Here is a 13,510-nt window from a genome sequence, read left to right on the forward strand (position 1 = left end):
ATTAATGTTTAGTATGTTTAAACGAGTTAAAACACTTATGTCGTCTGAGTTAAATGCTGCTCTTGATAAGGCGGAAGATCCAGTTAAAATGCTCGAGCAATTCATGCGTGATATGGAAACGGACATTCGGGAAGCAGAGACAGCAGTTGCAAAGCAAATTTCTAATGAGAAAATGCTAAAGAAAAAATGGGATGATGCAAGTGCGATGGTCACAAAGCGACAAGATCAAGCTGTAAAAGCCCTTGAAGCAGACAATGATGACCTTGCAAGAAGAGCGCTTCAAGATAAGAAAGATCATGAAACAAAGGCAGAGACGTTGAAAGAGTCTTATGAGAGAGCAAAAACAGATGCGGATACTCTACGCTCGAAGCTTGATGAGATGAAAGAGGAATACCGTCAAATGCAGTTGAAGAAGGATAGCTTGAAAGCACGTGCAGAATCTGCAAAAACAAAAACAAAAATAAATCGCGCAATGTCTGACATTGGTGGAGACGATTCCCGACGTGGCTTTGATCGTATGGAAGAGAAGGTTCTTCAGTATGAAGCTGAAGCAGAAACAAGTGAGGATATGCGTTCGAGCAGTCGTTCTCTTGATGACGAGCTAGATTCGCTTGATAAGAATAACGGAATTGATGATGAGCTTTCAGAACTTAAGAAAAAAATGGGGAAAGAATAATACTTTCCCCTTTAATGGGGTGGAAGAATGAAATGGCTAACAGGATTGCTGACAGCATTCATTCTGCTCTTATCGGCATGTGGAATCACGAAGGATATTCAAGAAATCGTGGAGGACCGATATCAGCTTGAAGATGTAATTGAGAGCAGCGTTGATTCGGGAGATGTTTCTAAAGTCTATAAGGCTGATAAAGATCTCGCATCCGTTGCCTCCTATCTTCAGGATCAAATTAAGCCGAATGAAGTCAGTGAAGTTAAAGAAGGAAAGCAAATTCTTGTTTATGATGATTATATTGTTACGTTATCTGAAGAAGACTCTAATACCCTTGTTGAGGTAGCAACTGTAGGTTTTGTTAGAGATAACTACCAACCGAGCTTTTTTGATGGTTTACTAGCTTATTACATACTAGACGAAATACTTGACGTTGATGACTGGGGTAAAAAGCAAAAAAATCGTTGTAATAGTAGTAGCGGAAATTGCTATGGAGGCTACAGTGCAACTGGTGGGGCATATAAAGGTCCTACAAATACACCATCATTTCGAGGATCTAGTAGTCGTGGTGGCGGACCAGGAACAGGAAAATAATTAAAGGAGAGTTTAGATATGGGGCCATTTTTATTAACGTTTTTATATTTTATTGCATCCATCGTAGTGGTAGCGATTGGACTTGTTATATTTGAATTAATCACAACGAAATACAAAGATTGGGAACAAATTGAAAAAGGGAATACAGCTGTAGCCCTCTCGATCGGAGGCAAGATCGTTGGTATTTGTTTGATTCTCGCCTTTTCCATCTATCATAGCTCAGATGTACTTGATACTGTAATTTGGGGCGCTTATGGAGTTGTCTTACAACTGGTTGCTTACTACATTTTTGACTTTCTTACGAGACGGTTCTCTGTAGAACAGAAACTCAATGAGGGCGTTGTATCAGTAGGCATACTATCAATGTGCGTATCGATTGGATTAGGGTTGGTAGTCGGAGCTTCTATTACGTAGAAGAAATTCACAGCTGAAGGTGAAATACATGAGCAAGAAAATGAATAAAAGCAGTCAGCTGTACTGGGCTTCAGGAATTGTATCCATTTGTGGAATTATTTTTGAAGTGTTATTCGGTGCGCTTGGCTCATACATACTTGGTGACGGAGTTAAGCAGTATACGCTAACTATTTCTCTTTTTCTAACTGGGATGGGTATTGGTGCATCCTTAAGCGAAAGGGTCGTTAAAAGACTTATTACAAGATTTATAGCCATCGAGCTTCTTATTGGTTTGATTGGTGGCTTATCAAGTTTCACTGTTTTCGGTATTACAGCTGTTGCTGGTGAAGAAGCAACAGCTATAGTTTTGTATAGCATTATTTTGGTGATTGGTGGTCTTACAGGACTTGAATTACCTATACTCATTCGAAAAGCAAATGAGATTGGCGTTGAAATGAATAAAAGTACTGCCCGTGTGTTGTTTTCTGATTATGCAGGTGGGCTTGTCGGTGGGTTACTCTTTGCCTTTTACTTAAGACCTGAGTTTGGATTAGTGAAGTCTGCGTTTCTTGTCGCGCTTGTTAACATTTCCGTTGCCTTTTGGATGATTTATGCTTTTCGTAAGGAGATCGTGCATCGAGTTAGCTATCTAGTCGTGGCGATTCTTATCTTTCTATTAATGATTGCTGGAACGATTTTTGGTGAAGAAATTGCTTTTTCATTTGAACAACGTCTTTATAAGGATCCGATTATTCACTCAGAAGAAACGTCCTATCAGAAAATTATCCTTACGAAAGAGCAGGGTGATGTTCGACTCTTTTTAAATGGGCAACTTCAGTTTAGCTCAAGTGATGAACACAGGTATCACGAGCCGCTTATTCACATCCCTATGGCTGCTGCTACAAAAACAGAAGATATTTTAATTCTTGGCGGTGGCGACGGATTGGCTGTAAGAGAACTCCAAAAATATGAGGAGGTAAAATCGATTACAGTTGTAGACCTCGATCCTAGAATGGTGGAGCTTGCTTCAGAAAATCATTTGTTAACAGAATTAAATGGACATGCTTTTGAGGATGAACGTGTCAGGGTCATTCATAAGGATGCTTTTCAATATATTGAGGAAGATAATAATCGTTATGACGTTATTATATCTGACCTTCCAGACCCGAATAATGAATCGTTAAATAAGCTATACACGTGGGAATTCTATTCTATGTTGAGAAATCATCTCCGTTCAGACGGTGCTTTAATGGTGCAGGCGACAAGTCCTGTTTTTGCAAGGGAAGCGTATTGGACCATTTCTAGAACAATTGAAGAAACAGGGCTAATCACGTCAAATTATCACGTTGATATCCCGAGCTTTGGTAACTGGGGCTTTGTAATGGGGACGAGGAAGCCAATCCAACAGAACAAATTAGATGTTGCTGTTGAGACGGATTATTTATCATCTGATATGATTCCTTCTCTTACCTCGTTTGGCAAAGATGAGGATGAGCATATCATAAAAGATGGAGAAGAAGTTACCTTTGAACCGAACACCTTAATTCGCCCTCATTTAATTGAGAAGTATGAAGCTGCCTGGTTGTATTATTAGTTTGGCTATGTTAGCTCATATTGTTGATTTCTCGATTTTGGGTCATTCGGTACCACAGGGCGTAAATGAGCCGAAAATTAACATTGTTCATTAACATTGCCATTAGTTTAGTTCATGAGTGAAAGGGAATTAGTTAAATACAACCTTCCCATCAACTAAAGCCAAGATGGGAAGTAATCTCAAACCGTTAAAGGAGCGATTCAATTGAAGGTAACGTTTCATGGTCATTCGGTTGTCGAAGTTGTAACGGACAAGGCAAAAATTCTAATTGATCCATTTATTTCAGGAAACGGTCAGTGCGATTTAGATGCGAACACGGTCAAATGTGATGTTATTTTACTTACACATGGACATAATGATCACGTAGGTGACACAGTTGAGATTGCCAAACGTAACGATGCGCTAGTTGTAGCACCGTTCGAGCTTGCTACATATTTAGGATGGAAGGGTGTTAATGCACATCCTATGGCTATTGGTGGCGCACACGAATTTGAATTCGGTAAAGTGAAACTTACACAAGCATTCCATGGATCGAGTTATACAGAAGAAGATACGAAGCAAATTATCTATACTGGAATGCCTGCGGGAATTCTATTGAGTGCGGAAGGAAAGACAATTTATCATGCTGGAGATACTGGTCTCTTCTCTGATATGAAGCTTTTAGCTAATGAACGTATAGATCTAGCATTCCTTCCAATAGGGGATAATTTCACAATGGGACCTGAAGACGCTTCTATTGCAGCAAAATGGATAAAAGCGGATTTAACAGTTCCGGTTCATTACAATACATTCCCTCTTATTGAGCAGAATCCAGATTCATTTATAGATAGTCTCGAAGAAACAAAAGGGAAAGCATTAAGACCAGGTGAAACAATTGAATTATAAGTTGAACAAAACCGATGCATTGCATCGGTTTTGTGTTTGAATAACGTATTAAATAGCAACACTTTAACATACCCTGTTATAAAGACGATGAGGGGGAATGTTAGTGAAACAGCGTTTGTTTCTATCGGTCCTTTGTATCTTATTTCTGATGTATGATGCTATACCACGATTCCAAATTGATTTAACACTAGAAGGAGCCTTTTTCAGTCTGTGGCTTGTTTTTGCCATTATGGCGCTAGGCGGCAATCTTGCAGGCTTATTCTTTGATCGGACTAGGGTTCAGAGCATGCCAGAAGAAGATTCGGTAACGGAATTGAGAAAAAAACAATACAGCCGTTGAAGTTATAGCCGTGAGTTATGTATAATGAAGTCAATTCTAACACCACTATAACAGAAGAAGTTTAGCTACTGATACAGATGTGCACGTAGAAAGTATGGTGAGAGACATTGACAACGAAACATGAACAAATTCTGGCATATATTGAAACGCTTGATGTAGGAAGCAAGATCTCTGTCCGTCAAATTGCAAGAGAATTGAAAGTCAGTGAAGGAACGGCGTACAGAGCAATTAAAGATGCAGAAAATAAGGGTACGGTAAGCACGATTGAACGTGTGGGTACAATTCGTATTACAAAAAAAGAAAAAGAAAATATTGAGAAATTAACTTATGCAGAAGTAGTGAACATTGTAGATGGACAAGTGCTTGGAGGAAGAGATGGATTACATAAAACCCTCCATAAATTTGTCATAGGCGCGATGAAACTAGAAGCAATGATGAGATATGTAGATCCTGGTAGTTTGCTGATTGTCGGTAATCGCGATAATGTTCACAAAATCGCACTTGAGGCAGGGGCTGCCGTTCTAATTACGGGGGGATTCGATGCACAGGATGATGTGAAGAAAATGGCAGATGAGTATGACCTTCCAATCATTTCAACATCATATGATTCCTTTACCGTAGCTACAATGATTAATCGTGCCATTTATGATCGATTAATCAAGAAGGAAATAGCACTTGTAAGTGATATATTAACACCACTTACAAAAACAAGTTTCCTTGTAACTACTGAGAATGTTGGGCGCTGGCATGAACTGAATGAATCAACAATGCATAGTCGGTACCCTGTAGTTGATCCAAATATGAAGGTTCAAGGAATTGTAACGTCAAAGGATATTCTTGGAGAGCAGCACGAAACGATCATTACAAAGGTGATGACAAAGCATCCACTAACAGTTAATGAACAAACTTCTGTAGCATCTGCCGCACATACGATGATCTGGGAAGGGATTGAAATGCTGCCAGTTCTAGATCAATATCAGCGATTAATTGGTATTATTAGCAGGCAAGATGTACTAAAAGCGCTACAAATGATTCAGCAACAGCCACAAATTGGAGAGACGTTTGATGACTTAATAACAAGTCAGATCAAGGACGTTTCGGTTGGGAATGAGAGTCGATATAGTTGTGAAGTGACTCCGCAAATGACAAGCCTTCTTGGTACATTATCTTATGGGGTAGTGACAACGCTTGTAACGGAAGCGGGGAGCAGAGTACTAAAGAAGTATAAAAAAGGTGACCTTGTTGTCGAGAATATCACTCTTTATTTTATTAAGCCGGTTCAAATTGATCATACGATTGAGATTGTACCAAGAGTTCTTGAGGTGTCACGGAAGTTTGGTAAAGTTGATGTTGAGATTTATCACGAAGGTTCGGTTGTGGGTAAAGCACTTATGATGGCGCAGCTTATTGATCGATAAAAAGAAAAACCGCCATGAGTCAATGGCGGTTTCCGTGCTTATTGCTACTTCATGCTATTTGCTTCTTCGATAGCAAAAGGAAGATAGTGGCGATATTTCTTATACCCAACGACGACGTTAGCTACACCAAGTATGATAAATGCAGCACCAACGATATAAGTGACTGTCGAGATATATACGGTAAATGAATTGATAGCAAAAAAAATAAGGAATAGTCCAAGCGCAATGCTTGCTTTCGAGCTAAGCCATTGCTTTGTCGCTACACCGTTGGTTCTAAAAGATTTTACTCGGTAAAATAAATAGAAAACGATTGAAAAGACAATTAAAATGATAAAGATCGGCATGGTAGCTTTCCTCCAGATAACAGTTTCACTTCTATTGTATAGAACTTAAACGTGAAAATCTATGGCGGAAGTAGAACAATTCGGAAGGCAACCGAAAGGAGAAGTTTGATGAAAGAACAAATATTAGCTGCAATTGAAGAACACGAAACAATTATTATTCATCGACATGTTCGACCAGACCCTGATGCTCTAGGTTCACAGGGCGGTCTTGCTGAGCTCATTCAAACCACTTTTCCTGAGAAGAGGGTATTTATCGTAGGTGAAGAAGAACCATCGCTACTGTTTTTAAATCGTATGGATGAAGTTGCAAATGAAGAATATGAAAGTGCGCTTGTTATCGTCTGTGACACAGCCAATCAACCTCGAATTAGTGACGATCGCTATCGTAATGGAAAGCTATTGATTAAGATTGATCATCATCCAAATGAGGACCCATACGGTGATCTACTCTGGGTTGATACAAATTCAAGTTCGGTGAGTGAGATGATTGTAGACTTGTATGTTACTGCAAGAGAGCGGGGGTACAAGCTATCGGACAAAGGAGCATTTCTCCTTTACGCTGGCATTGTAGGAGACACTGGTCGCTTCATGTTTTCTAATACAACACAGCGCACATTCCAGTATGCTGGTGAACTTTTGGAATTTGGAGTCGATACAGATTCTTTATACAATGAATTATACAAAACGGAAAAGCATATTGCTCGATTAAATGGTCATGTATTACAGAACTTTGAAACCTCTGAGAATGGGGCAGGGTGGATTAAAATTACGAAAGAAACCATCGCATCATTTGGAGTTACTGCAAGCGAGTCCTCTCAGCTCGTTAACTCATTCTCAAATGTAGCTGGTTTAAAAGCATGGGTGTTTTTCATTGAAGAAGCCGATCAAATACGGGTCCGTCTTCGCTCTAAGGGTCCGGTTGTAAACACTATTGCAGCAAACTACAACGGTGGTGGTCATCCAAGGGCTGCTGGTGCTACGGTTTACACGTGGGAAGAAGCGGATCGTGTATTGGCTGATCTTGAAGAAGCATGTCTTTCCTAACTTCATAACAATAACAAAAGACCGGCATCTCCGTAGTGAGATAGTCGGTCTTTTCTAGTTAAGGTTGATCCTGAGTTTTGGGAATGAACCAGGAGCCAAAGCTTGTCACGTCCTCATGCACGTCGATGTTAAGTGACTGCAATTCTTTCTTAATTAGAGCTGTCATTTCACGCGTCTCAGCGTAAGCGGATCGCCCATTCTGCAAATCAGCAACTTTGGTTCTAGCAAGTTGCTTGCGATCTATAACCATCGTGCCACCTCCAATTTTTACGGTACTCTTATCATATACTACACGGGCGAAAATTGCGACTTGTCTGACAAATATTCACGATAAATTGCGACTTTTTATTGAACAAGGTTTATAGTGAGTACAACTTCAACTGTTGTCCATAGAATAAATTCCCTCACTTCGAAGCCGTATTTAATGTTATCGATGGTGAGCGTCTTATTCTCAAGTGACTTAATAACAAAGCTTCTAGTTCTAGCAACGGAACCAAGGTCCTTATTTAATAAATCATTTAGTTCAGTTTGAACATCTTTTTTAAGTTCATGACGTGTTAATGAGTTTAAGGGAAGATCCTCATCCTTCTCAAATGTGACGTGGATATTCTTTACGAGAAGGGTTTTTTCAATATCTTGGTTATCATAGCTTTTCATATCATCCAATAACGTCTTGTTTTGGGTTTTAAGGTCATAAATCTCGATTTTGTGTTCTTTGATGGAGGTAATCTGTTTTTCGTACATGATTCCGAACAGCATTAGAAAGAATAGCCAACCGAAGATTACGCCTACTGAAAACCCTGCGAGGAATCTTTGCCAGCCTTTTCTTGAATAAATAGGTGGTACTCTCATAAAGATGAGCGTTCCTGAGTTAACCAATTGATGACTTCCATCCCTGCCTGTGCACCACCTAAAGCGCAGAAGATCCATAGGAACTGGCGCATGATTTCATCTGGAGAACCACTCAGAAAGCTTCTTTCCATATTGTTTATCGTATCAAAAGTTCCCCCTATGGCTGCGGCAATTGCCCAGATTTTCAAACGCTGAGCAACAATGTAAATCCAATGTAGCGGCGGTTCACCAGAGAGGAAAGCGCCGATGCCACCAATAATAGATCCGCCGACGATAACACCGAACGCTACGAAAAAAGCAATAATTAGAGTGACGAGTGTTACTCTCTCCATTATGATTCCTTCTTTCTGATTGTTATACTTGTAGTACATAACCTTTTAATTAGACAAGTTTACGTATCTAGTAAAGCCTATGCGAAAAGGAGAGCCAGTTATGCTTGATAATGTTTGTTCGGGATGCATCAAGTATTTATAATAGAAAGTAATAGCAAAGCGAAAGTGGGATTAGTTATGGAATTTGTGCATCTTCGTGTCTACAGTGAATATAGCCTTCTCGACAGCCCAAGTCGAATTGAATCTCTTGTTAGGTCTGCGAAAGAGAAGGGATACCAGTCACTTGCCTTAACAGATAAAGGAACGATGTTTGGAACGATTCCTTTCTATAAAGCGTGTAAAGAGCATGGGATTAAGCCTATAATTGGCCTTGATGTACGTGTTGGAGCTGGCGATAGTGGTTTATATCTGCAAGAAAGGAATTATGATAACCTTGTGTTGCTTGCTCAAAATAGTGAAGGATACGAGAATTTATTGAAAATAAGTACACTTATGCAGCATGCGGAAGGTCGAACGCCATACATAAACGAAGCAGAGCTGTTGAATTTAACTGATGGTCTAATTGCAATGTCAGGAACTGTAGATAGTAGAATTGGACAGCAGCTACTCCATGGAGAAGAAGCGGCTGCTCTACAACTTGCAACTCGCTATCAAAACGCTTTCTCACAAGGGTTCTATTTAGAAATGCAGGATCATGCCTTGCGAGAAGAAAGACAGCTGAACCACCTGATTTCTAAATTTGCAGCTGAGACGACAATTCCCCTGACAGCTACAAATGCCGTTCATTATATAAGTAAATCAGATGGTGAAGCACACGATTGTTTAAGATGCATAGATGCAGGGCAGCGCTATGAAGAGAAAAGTAAGGTGGCCCTTCCTAATCACGAATATTATTTAACATCAATAGATGACATGAACAGTCGCTTTAAAGGATACGAAGCAGCGCTAGAAAATACAGTACATATTGCCGAGCAATGTAAGTTGGAGCTGCCGTTTGGGGACACTCATTTGCCAGTTTACCCTGTTCCAGGTGACTTAACTGCGTTTGAGTATCTTGAAAAGATATGCCGAGAGAACCTTTCGTCTCGATATGAAAACTCTACAACACAAATTATAGAACGATTGAATTATGAGCTCTCCATTATAAATGAAATGGGATTTAACGATTACTTTTTAATTGTATGGGATTTTATGAAGTATGCACATGACAACCACATGATTACTGGCCCTGGAAGAGGTTCTGCGGCTGGTTCACTTGTTGCATACTTACTGAACATAACGAACGTGGATCCAATTGAGCATAACCTATTATTTGAGCGATTTTTAAACCCTGAACGTGTAACAATGCCTGATATCGATATTGATTTTCCAGACGTAAGACGGGATGAAGTGATCGAGTATGTTCATAAGAAATACGGTAACAATCGGGTCGCGCAAATTGTAACATTCGGAACACTTGCAGCGAAGGCGGCAATCCGTGATGTAGGACGGGTATTAGAAGTAGATAACAAAGTTCTTGATACAATGTCTAAAGCGATCCCTTCAAGACCTGGCATGACGCTTCAACAGGCTTTAAAAGAGTCAAAAGATCTTGAAAATCTTCTTTCTTCATCTTCAGACGGAAAACGAGTTTTTGACATTGCTAGCACAATTGAAGGATTGCCACGTCATACATCTACTCACGCAGCTGGAGTTGTGATTTCTGCTGAGCCACTGACACAGCATGTCCCCTTACTCGGTGGGCATGAGATAAGTCTGACGCAATTTCCGATGAACGATCTTGAAGAAATTGGGCTACTCAAAATGGATTTTCTTGGACTAAGAAATTTAACATTAATCGAAGGCATATTGAATGATATCGAAGGGCAAAGCGGAGAGCGCCCAACTCTCTCAGATCTACCGATGGATGATGAAGCAACATTTCAAATTCTTCAACAGGGGGATACTACAGGTGTTTTTCAACTAGAATCAGACGGCATGCGTCAAGTATTACGTAGATTGAAACCGACAGAATTTGAAGACATCGTAGCAGTGAATGCGCTCTATCGCCCTGGTCCAATGGAAAATATTCCGTTATTTATTTCAGGAAAACACGGAGAGAGAGCTGTCGATTACCTTCACCCTGACCTTAAGCCGATTTTGAAATCAACATACGGTGTCATTGTCTATCAAGAACAAATTATGCAAATTGCTTCAAAACTAGCAGGATTTTCACTTGGAGAAGCAGATCTTTTACGACGCGCAGTTTCAAAGAAAAAGCGAGAGGTACTCGAATCAGAAAGAGAGCACTTCGTAAATGGGTGTATAGCAAAAGGATATCCTAGTGAAACAGCTCTAAAAGTCTATGAGTATATTGTGCGTTTTGCTGATTATGGATTTAATAGAAGTCACGCCGTTGCTTATAGTGTTATTGCATATCAACTAGCGTATTTAAAAGCTAACTATTCACGCTACTTCTTCTCCAGTCTTTTAACTTCAGCGATTGGAAACCAGGACAAATTGTCGGTCTATTTAACTGAATCTAGACAAAAGGGCATTACCATTCTTCCACCATCTATCAATCAAAGTTTCGAGACTTTTACGGTTGAAGAAGATGGTCTGCGTTTTGGATTGCTACCCATCAAAAATGTTGGTAGAAATGCGATTCAAGAAGTTATTGCTAAACGCAGTGAATCTTCCTACAAAAGCTTATTTGAATTGTGTGCAAGAATTTCATTAAAGATTGTCAATAAGCGAGCGTTAGAATCTATGATATTTGCCGGATGCATGGATGAATTTAACGTGAGCCGATCGTCTATGCTTGCATCTCTTGAAGGGGCAATGAACTACGGTGCTGAGCAAAGCGAACAAGCAGGATTTTTTCTTGATCGAGAAGTTGAACCTGCCTATGAAAGTGTTCCTCCTTTTGAAGAAAAGGAAATGCTTGCCTTTGAGCAAGAAGCCATTGGATTCTATTTAACAGCACATCCGATCGACCCTTATTTAGAGAACCTTAAAGGATACCAACGAACCGTCATTGTGGATGCTCATAAGACTTCAGATCGTGAACCATTACGAATTGCAGCTCAGGTAAAGAAAGCGAGAAGTATCCGTACGAAAAAAGGACAAATGATGGCATTCGTTACGTTTGAAGATGAAACAGAAGAAATGGAAGGCGTTGTGTTCCCTGATGTTTGGGAGAAAACGTCAAGCGTATTAGAAAAAGGCGAGTTCGTATATGTTGATGGTTTGTCTCAAAAAAGAAATGATCAAACCAATATTATTGTTTCAAGGGCTATGAAATTAAAAGACATATCACCAAAGATAACGAAAAAAACGCTTTTTCTGAAAATAGAGCAGGAACACCACGATAAAGGTATTCTGAATAAGGTTAAACAAGTACTTAAGGAAAGCCCTGGTGATACACCTGTCGTAATCTATTATAGCGAGACACAAAAAACCGTTAAGCTAGGCAAAGAGTGGCTTGTTAACGCTGATTCTCCGTCCTTAACAAAGTTAAGAGAGTTACTAGGTGAAGCAAATGTTGTAAAAAAGACGTCATGAAAATCTTTACAGCAAATGATGATTTGTTATAATGGTGAAAATAGAGTGGTCTGACCACTGCCCAAATGTGCTAGGGAAAATATCATAATCTAATAATGCTTCTGAAAAAAGGAGAGTGGGTTTATTGTCCATTACAAGAGAAGAAGCTCTACATATTCATCGCGTGAGACAGGGAAAGCTAGAATCAAAGTCTAAAGTACCAGTTCGAAATGCAACAGATTTGAGCCTTGCTTATTCACCGGGAGTTGCTGAGCCATGTAAAGAAATTTATGATGACAAGAATAAAGTTTATGAATATACAATGAAAGGCAACATGGTGGCAGTTGTGTCCGACGGGACAGCAGTTCTTGGGCTTGGAAATATTGGTCCAGAGGCAGCACTTCCAGTAATGGAAGGGAAAGCGGTACTTTTCAAAAGTTTTGCGGGTGTAGATGCATTTCCGATCTGCTTAAATACAACTGATGTAGATCAAATTGTTCAAACCGTTAAGTTGATGGAACCTACTTTTGGTGGGATTAACCTTGAAGACATTGCTGCACCAAATTGTTTTGTCATTGAGGAACGTCTCAAAAAAGAAACAAATATACCAATCTTTCATGATGATCAACACGGTACGGCGATCGTGACCGTTGCTGGTCTTGTGAATGCACTTAAATTATCTGATAAAAAAATGAGTGAAATAAAGGTTGTTATTAACGGGGCTGGAGCAGCTGGAATTGCCATTATCAAACTACTGAATCGTTTTGGTGTCAAGGACATTATCATGTGTGATTCAAAAGGTGCTATCTATGAAGGTCGTTCATACGGAATGAATGACGTGAAGGCTGAAGTAGCAAAATATACGAATCGCGATAAAGCAGAGGGCTCGTTAAAAGAAGTGATTGCTGATATGGACGTGTTTATTGGTGTTTCTGTTGAAGGAGCATTAACGAAAGAAATGGTCCAATCAATGAATGTAGAACCGATTATTTTCGCCATGGCCAATCCTAATCCAGAAATTATGCCTGATGATGCACGAGAAGCGGGTGCTAGAGTCATTGGAACAGGACGTTCGGACTTTCCAAACCAAATAAACAATGTTCTTGCATTCCCAGGTATATTCAGAGGTGCGCTAGATGTTCGTGCAACACATATTAATGAAGATATGAAGGTTGCTGCTGTTCATGCTATCGCTGACTTAGTTGCAGAAGAAGACCTCAATTCAGATTATGTAATCCCTGCTCCATTTGATCCACGAGTAGCACCTGCTGTCGCAGCGAGCGTAGCAAAGGCAGCAATGGAGACTGGAGTAGCACGTATAAACGTAGACCCTGAAGCTGTTAAAGAAAAAACGCGTTCTCTTGCTATTATTGAAGAAGATAACGAGTAAGTGGGGAAGAGTTTGACTTTCTCACTTTTTTCTTGCGGTTCAAGTACAGAGTTACTTTGTAAAAGACGAATGAAAGATCTGTTTGGAACAAAGATGGCGAATGATTGGTTAGGGATAGGAAAGGGTGTTGATTTT

14 protein-coding genes are annotated in these 13,510 nt (G+C 39.8%); 10 read left to right on the forward strand and 4 right to left on the reverse strand.

Going from position 1 to position 13,510, the window contains the following annotated elements; all coding sequences use genetic code 11:
• The first annotated feature begins 4 nt into the window (after window positions 1-4).
• From AB986_RS16210 to AB986_RS16240, 7 genes are all read left to right on the forward strand, one after another.
• Window positions 5-676, forward strand: a complete 672-nt coding sequence (locus AB986_RS16210) for a PspA/IM30 family protein (protein ID WP_048312342.1) — start codon at window positions 5-7, stop codon at window positions 674-676.
• A gap of 27 nt (window positions 677-703) precedes the next feature.
• Window positions 704-1,261 (forward strand): DUF4247 domain-containing protein, encoded by a 558-nt coding sequence (locus tag AB986_RS16215; protein WP_053216224.1) that lies wholly within the window; start codon window positions 704-706, stop codon window positions 1,259-1,261.
• Window positions 1,262-1,279: 18 nt separating this feature from the next.
• On the forward strand, window positions 1,280-1,675 hold the full coding sequence (locus AB986_RS16220) for a DUF350 domain-containing protein (RefSeq protein ID WP_048312343.1): 396 nt from the start codon (window positions 1,280-1,282) through the stop codon (window positions 1,673-1,675).
• Between the two features lie 28 nt (window positions 1,676-1,703).
• Entirely contained in the window at window positions 1,704-3,248 is a 1,545-nt protein-coding gene (locus AB986_RS16225; protein ID WP_048312345.1) for a polyamine aminopropyltransferase, read from the forward strand.
• A 204-nt stretch (window positions 3,249-3,452) separates the two neighbouring features.
• Window positions 3,453-4,133, forward strand: coding sequence for a metal-dependent hydrolase (locus AB986_RS16230; protein ID WP_048312346.1), 681 nt, complete (start codon window positions 3,453-3,455; stop codon window positions 4,131-4,133).
• A gap of 103 nt (window positions 4,134-4,236) precedes the next feature.
• The gene (locus AB986_RS16235) at window positions 4,237-4,473 is read left to right on the forward strand and encodes a hypothetical protein (RefSeq protein ID WP_048312347.1); all 237 of its coding nucleotides are present in this window, start codon (window positions 4,237-4,239) and stop codon (window positions 4,471-4,473) included.
• Between the two features lie 107 nt (window positions 4,474-4,580).
• A complete protein-coding gene (locus tag AB986_RS16240; protein WP_048312348.1) occupies window positions 4,581-5,891 on the forward strand; it encodes a DRTGG domain-containing protein in 1,311 nt (436 codons plus the stop codon).
• Between the two features lie 44 nt (window positions 5,892-5,935).
• Here the strand turns inward: AB986_RS16240 and AB986_RS16245 are convergent, their stop codons facing one another.
• Window positions 5,936-6,235, reverse strand: coding sequence for a YtpI family protein (locus tag AB986_RS16245; protein ID WP_048312350.1), 300 nt, complete (start codon window positions 6,233-6,235; stop codon window positions 5,936-5,938).
• A gap of 108 nt (window positions 6,236-6,343) precedes the next feature.
• On the opposite strand from AB986_RS16245, the gene AB986_RS16250 reads away from it, so the two are divergent.
• Window positions 6,344-7,279 (forward strand): DHH family phosphoesterase, encoded by a 936-nt coding sequence (locus AB986_RS16250; protein WP_048312352.1) that lies wholly within the window; start codon window positions 6,344-6,346, stop codon window positions 7,277-7,279.
• Between the two features lie 58 nt (window positions 7,280-7,337).
• Here AB986_RS16250 and AB986_RS16255 read toward each other — a convergent pair whose 3' ends face one another.
• From AB986_RS16255 to AB986_RS16265, 3 genes are all read right to left on the reverse strand, one after another.
• On the reverse strand, window positions 7,338-7,529 hold the full coding sequence (locus tag AB986_RS16255) for a YtzJ family protein (RefSeq protein WP_048312354.1): 192 nt from the start codon (window positions 7,527-7,529) through the stop codon (window positions 7,338-7,340).
• A 95-nt stretch (window positions 7,530-7,624) separates the two neighbouring features.
• Window positions 7,625-8,131 (reverse strand): sporulation membrane protein YtrI, encoded by a 507-nt coding sequence (ytrI, locus tag AB986_RS16260; protein ID WP_048312356.1) that lies wholly within the window; start codon window positions 8,129-8,131, stop codon window positions 7,625-7,627.
• Window positions 8,128-8,463, reverse strand: a complete 336-nt coding sequence (locus AB986_RS16265) for a YtrH family sporulation protein (RefSeq protein ID WP_048312358.1) — start codon at window positions 8,461-8,463, stop codon at window positions 8,128-8,130. Before AB986_RS16265 ends, ytrI begins: the two co-directional genes overlap by 4 nt.
• A 177-nt stretch (window positions 8,464-8,640) precedes the next feature.
• Here AB986_RS16265 and AB986_RS16270 point away from each other — a divergent pair, with 177 nt between their 5' ends.
• Both AB986_RS16270 and ystJ read left to right on the forward strand, forming a co-directional pair.
• Window positions 8,641-12,006 carry a DNA polymerase III subunit alpha gene (locus AB986_RS16270; RefSeq protein ID WP_048312946.1) on the forward strand — a complete coding sequence of 1,122 codons (3,366 nt, stop codon included), beginning with the start codon at window positions 8,641-8,643 and terminating at the stop codon, window positions 12,004-12,006.
• A 130-nt stretch (window positions 12,007-12,136) separates the two neighbouring features.
• The gene (gene ystJ, locus AB986_RS16275; RefSeq protein ID WP_407921928.1) at window positions 12,137-13,375 is read left to right on the forward strand and encodes an NADP-dependent malic enzyme; all 1,239 of its coding nucleotides are present in this window, start codon (window positions 12,137-12,139) and stop codon (window positions 13,373-13,375) included.
• The last annotated feature ends 135 nt before the right edge of the window (window positions 13,376-13,510 follow it).

Source organism: Guptibacillus hwajinpoensis (assembly GCF_001039475.1).
GTDB classification, from domain to species: domain Bacteria; phylum Bacillota; class Bacilli; order Bacillales; family Guptibacillaceae; genus Guptibacillus; species Guptibacillus hwajinpoensis.

Excerpts from the sequence above, each read along its gene's own strand:
- AB986_RS16220 (WP_048312343.1), top strand. The coding sequence starts at position 1,280 with ATGGGGCCATTTTTATTAACGTTTTTATATTTTATTGCATCCATCGTA.
- AB986_RS16225 (WP_048312345.1), top strand. The coding sequence starts at position 1,704 with ATGAGCAAGAAAATGAATAAAAGCAGTCAGCTGTACTGGGCTTCAGGA.
- AB986_RS16245 (WP_048312350.1), bottom strand. The coding sequence starts at position 6,235 with ATGCCGATCTTTATCATTTTAATTGTCTTTTCAATCGTTTTCTATTTA.
- AB986_RS16265 (WP_048312358.1), bottom strand. The coding sequence starts at position 8,463 with ATGGAGAGAGTAACACTCGTCACTCTAATTATTGCTTTTTTCGTAGCG.
- AB986_RS16250 (WP_048312352.1), top strand. The coding sequence starts at position 6,344 with ATGAAAGAACAAATATTAGCTGCAATTGAAGAACACGAAACAATTATT.
- AB986_RS16255 (WP_048312354.1), bottom strand. The coding sequence starts at position 7,529 with ATGGTTATAGATCGCAAGCAACTTGCTAGAACCAAAGTTGCTGATTTG.
- AB986_RS16210 (WP_048312342.1), top strand. The coding sequence starts at position 5 with ATGTTTAGTATGTTTAAACGAGTTAAAACACTTATGTCGTCTGAGTTA.
- AB986_RS16270 (WP_048312946.1), top strand. The coding sequence starts at position 8,641 with ATGGAATTTGTGCATCTTCGTGTCTACAGTGAATATAGCCTTCTCGAC.
- AB986_RS16215 (WP_053216224.1), top strand. The coding sequence starts at position 704 with ATGAAATGGCTAACAGGATTGCTGACAGCATTCATTCTGCTCTTATCG.
- ytrI (WP_048312356.1), bottom strand. The coding sequence starts at position 8,131 with ATGAGAGTACCACCTATTTATTCAAGAAAAGGCTGGCAAAGATTCCTC.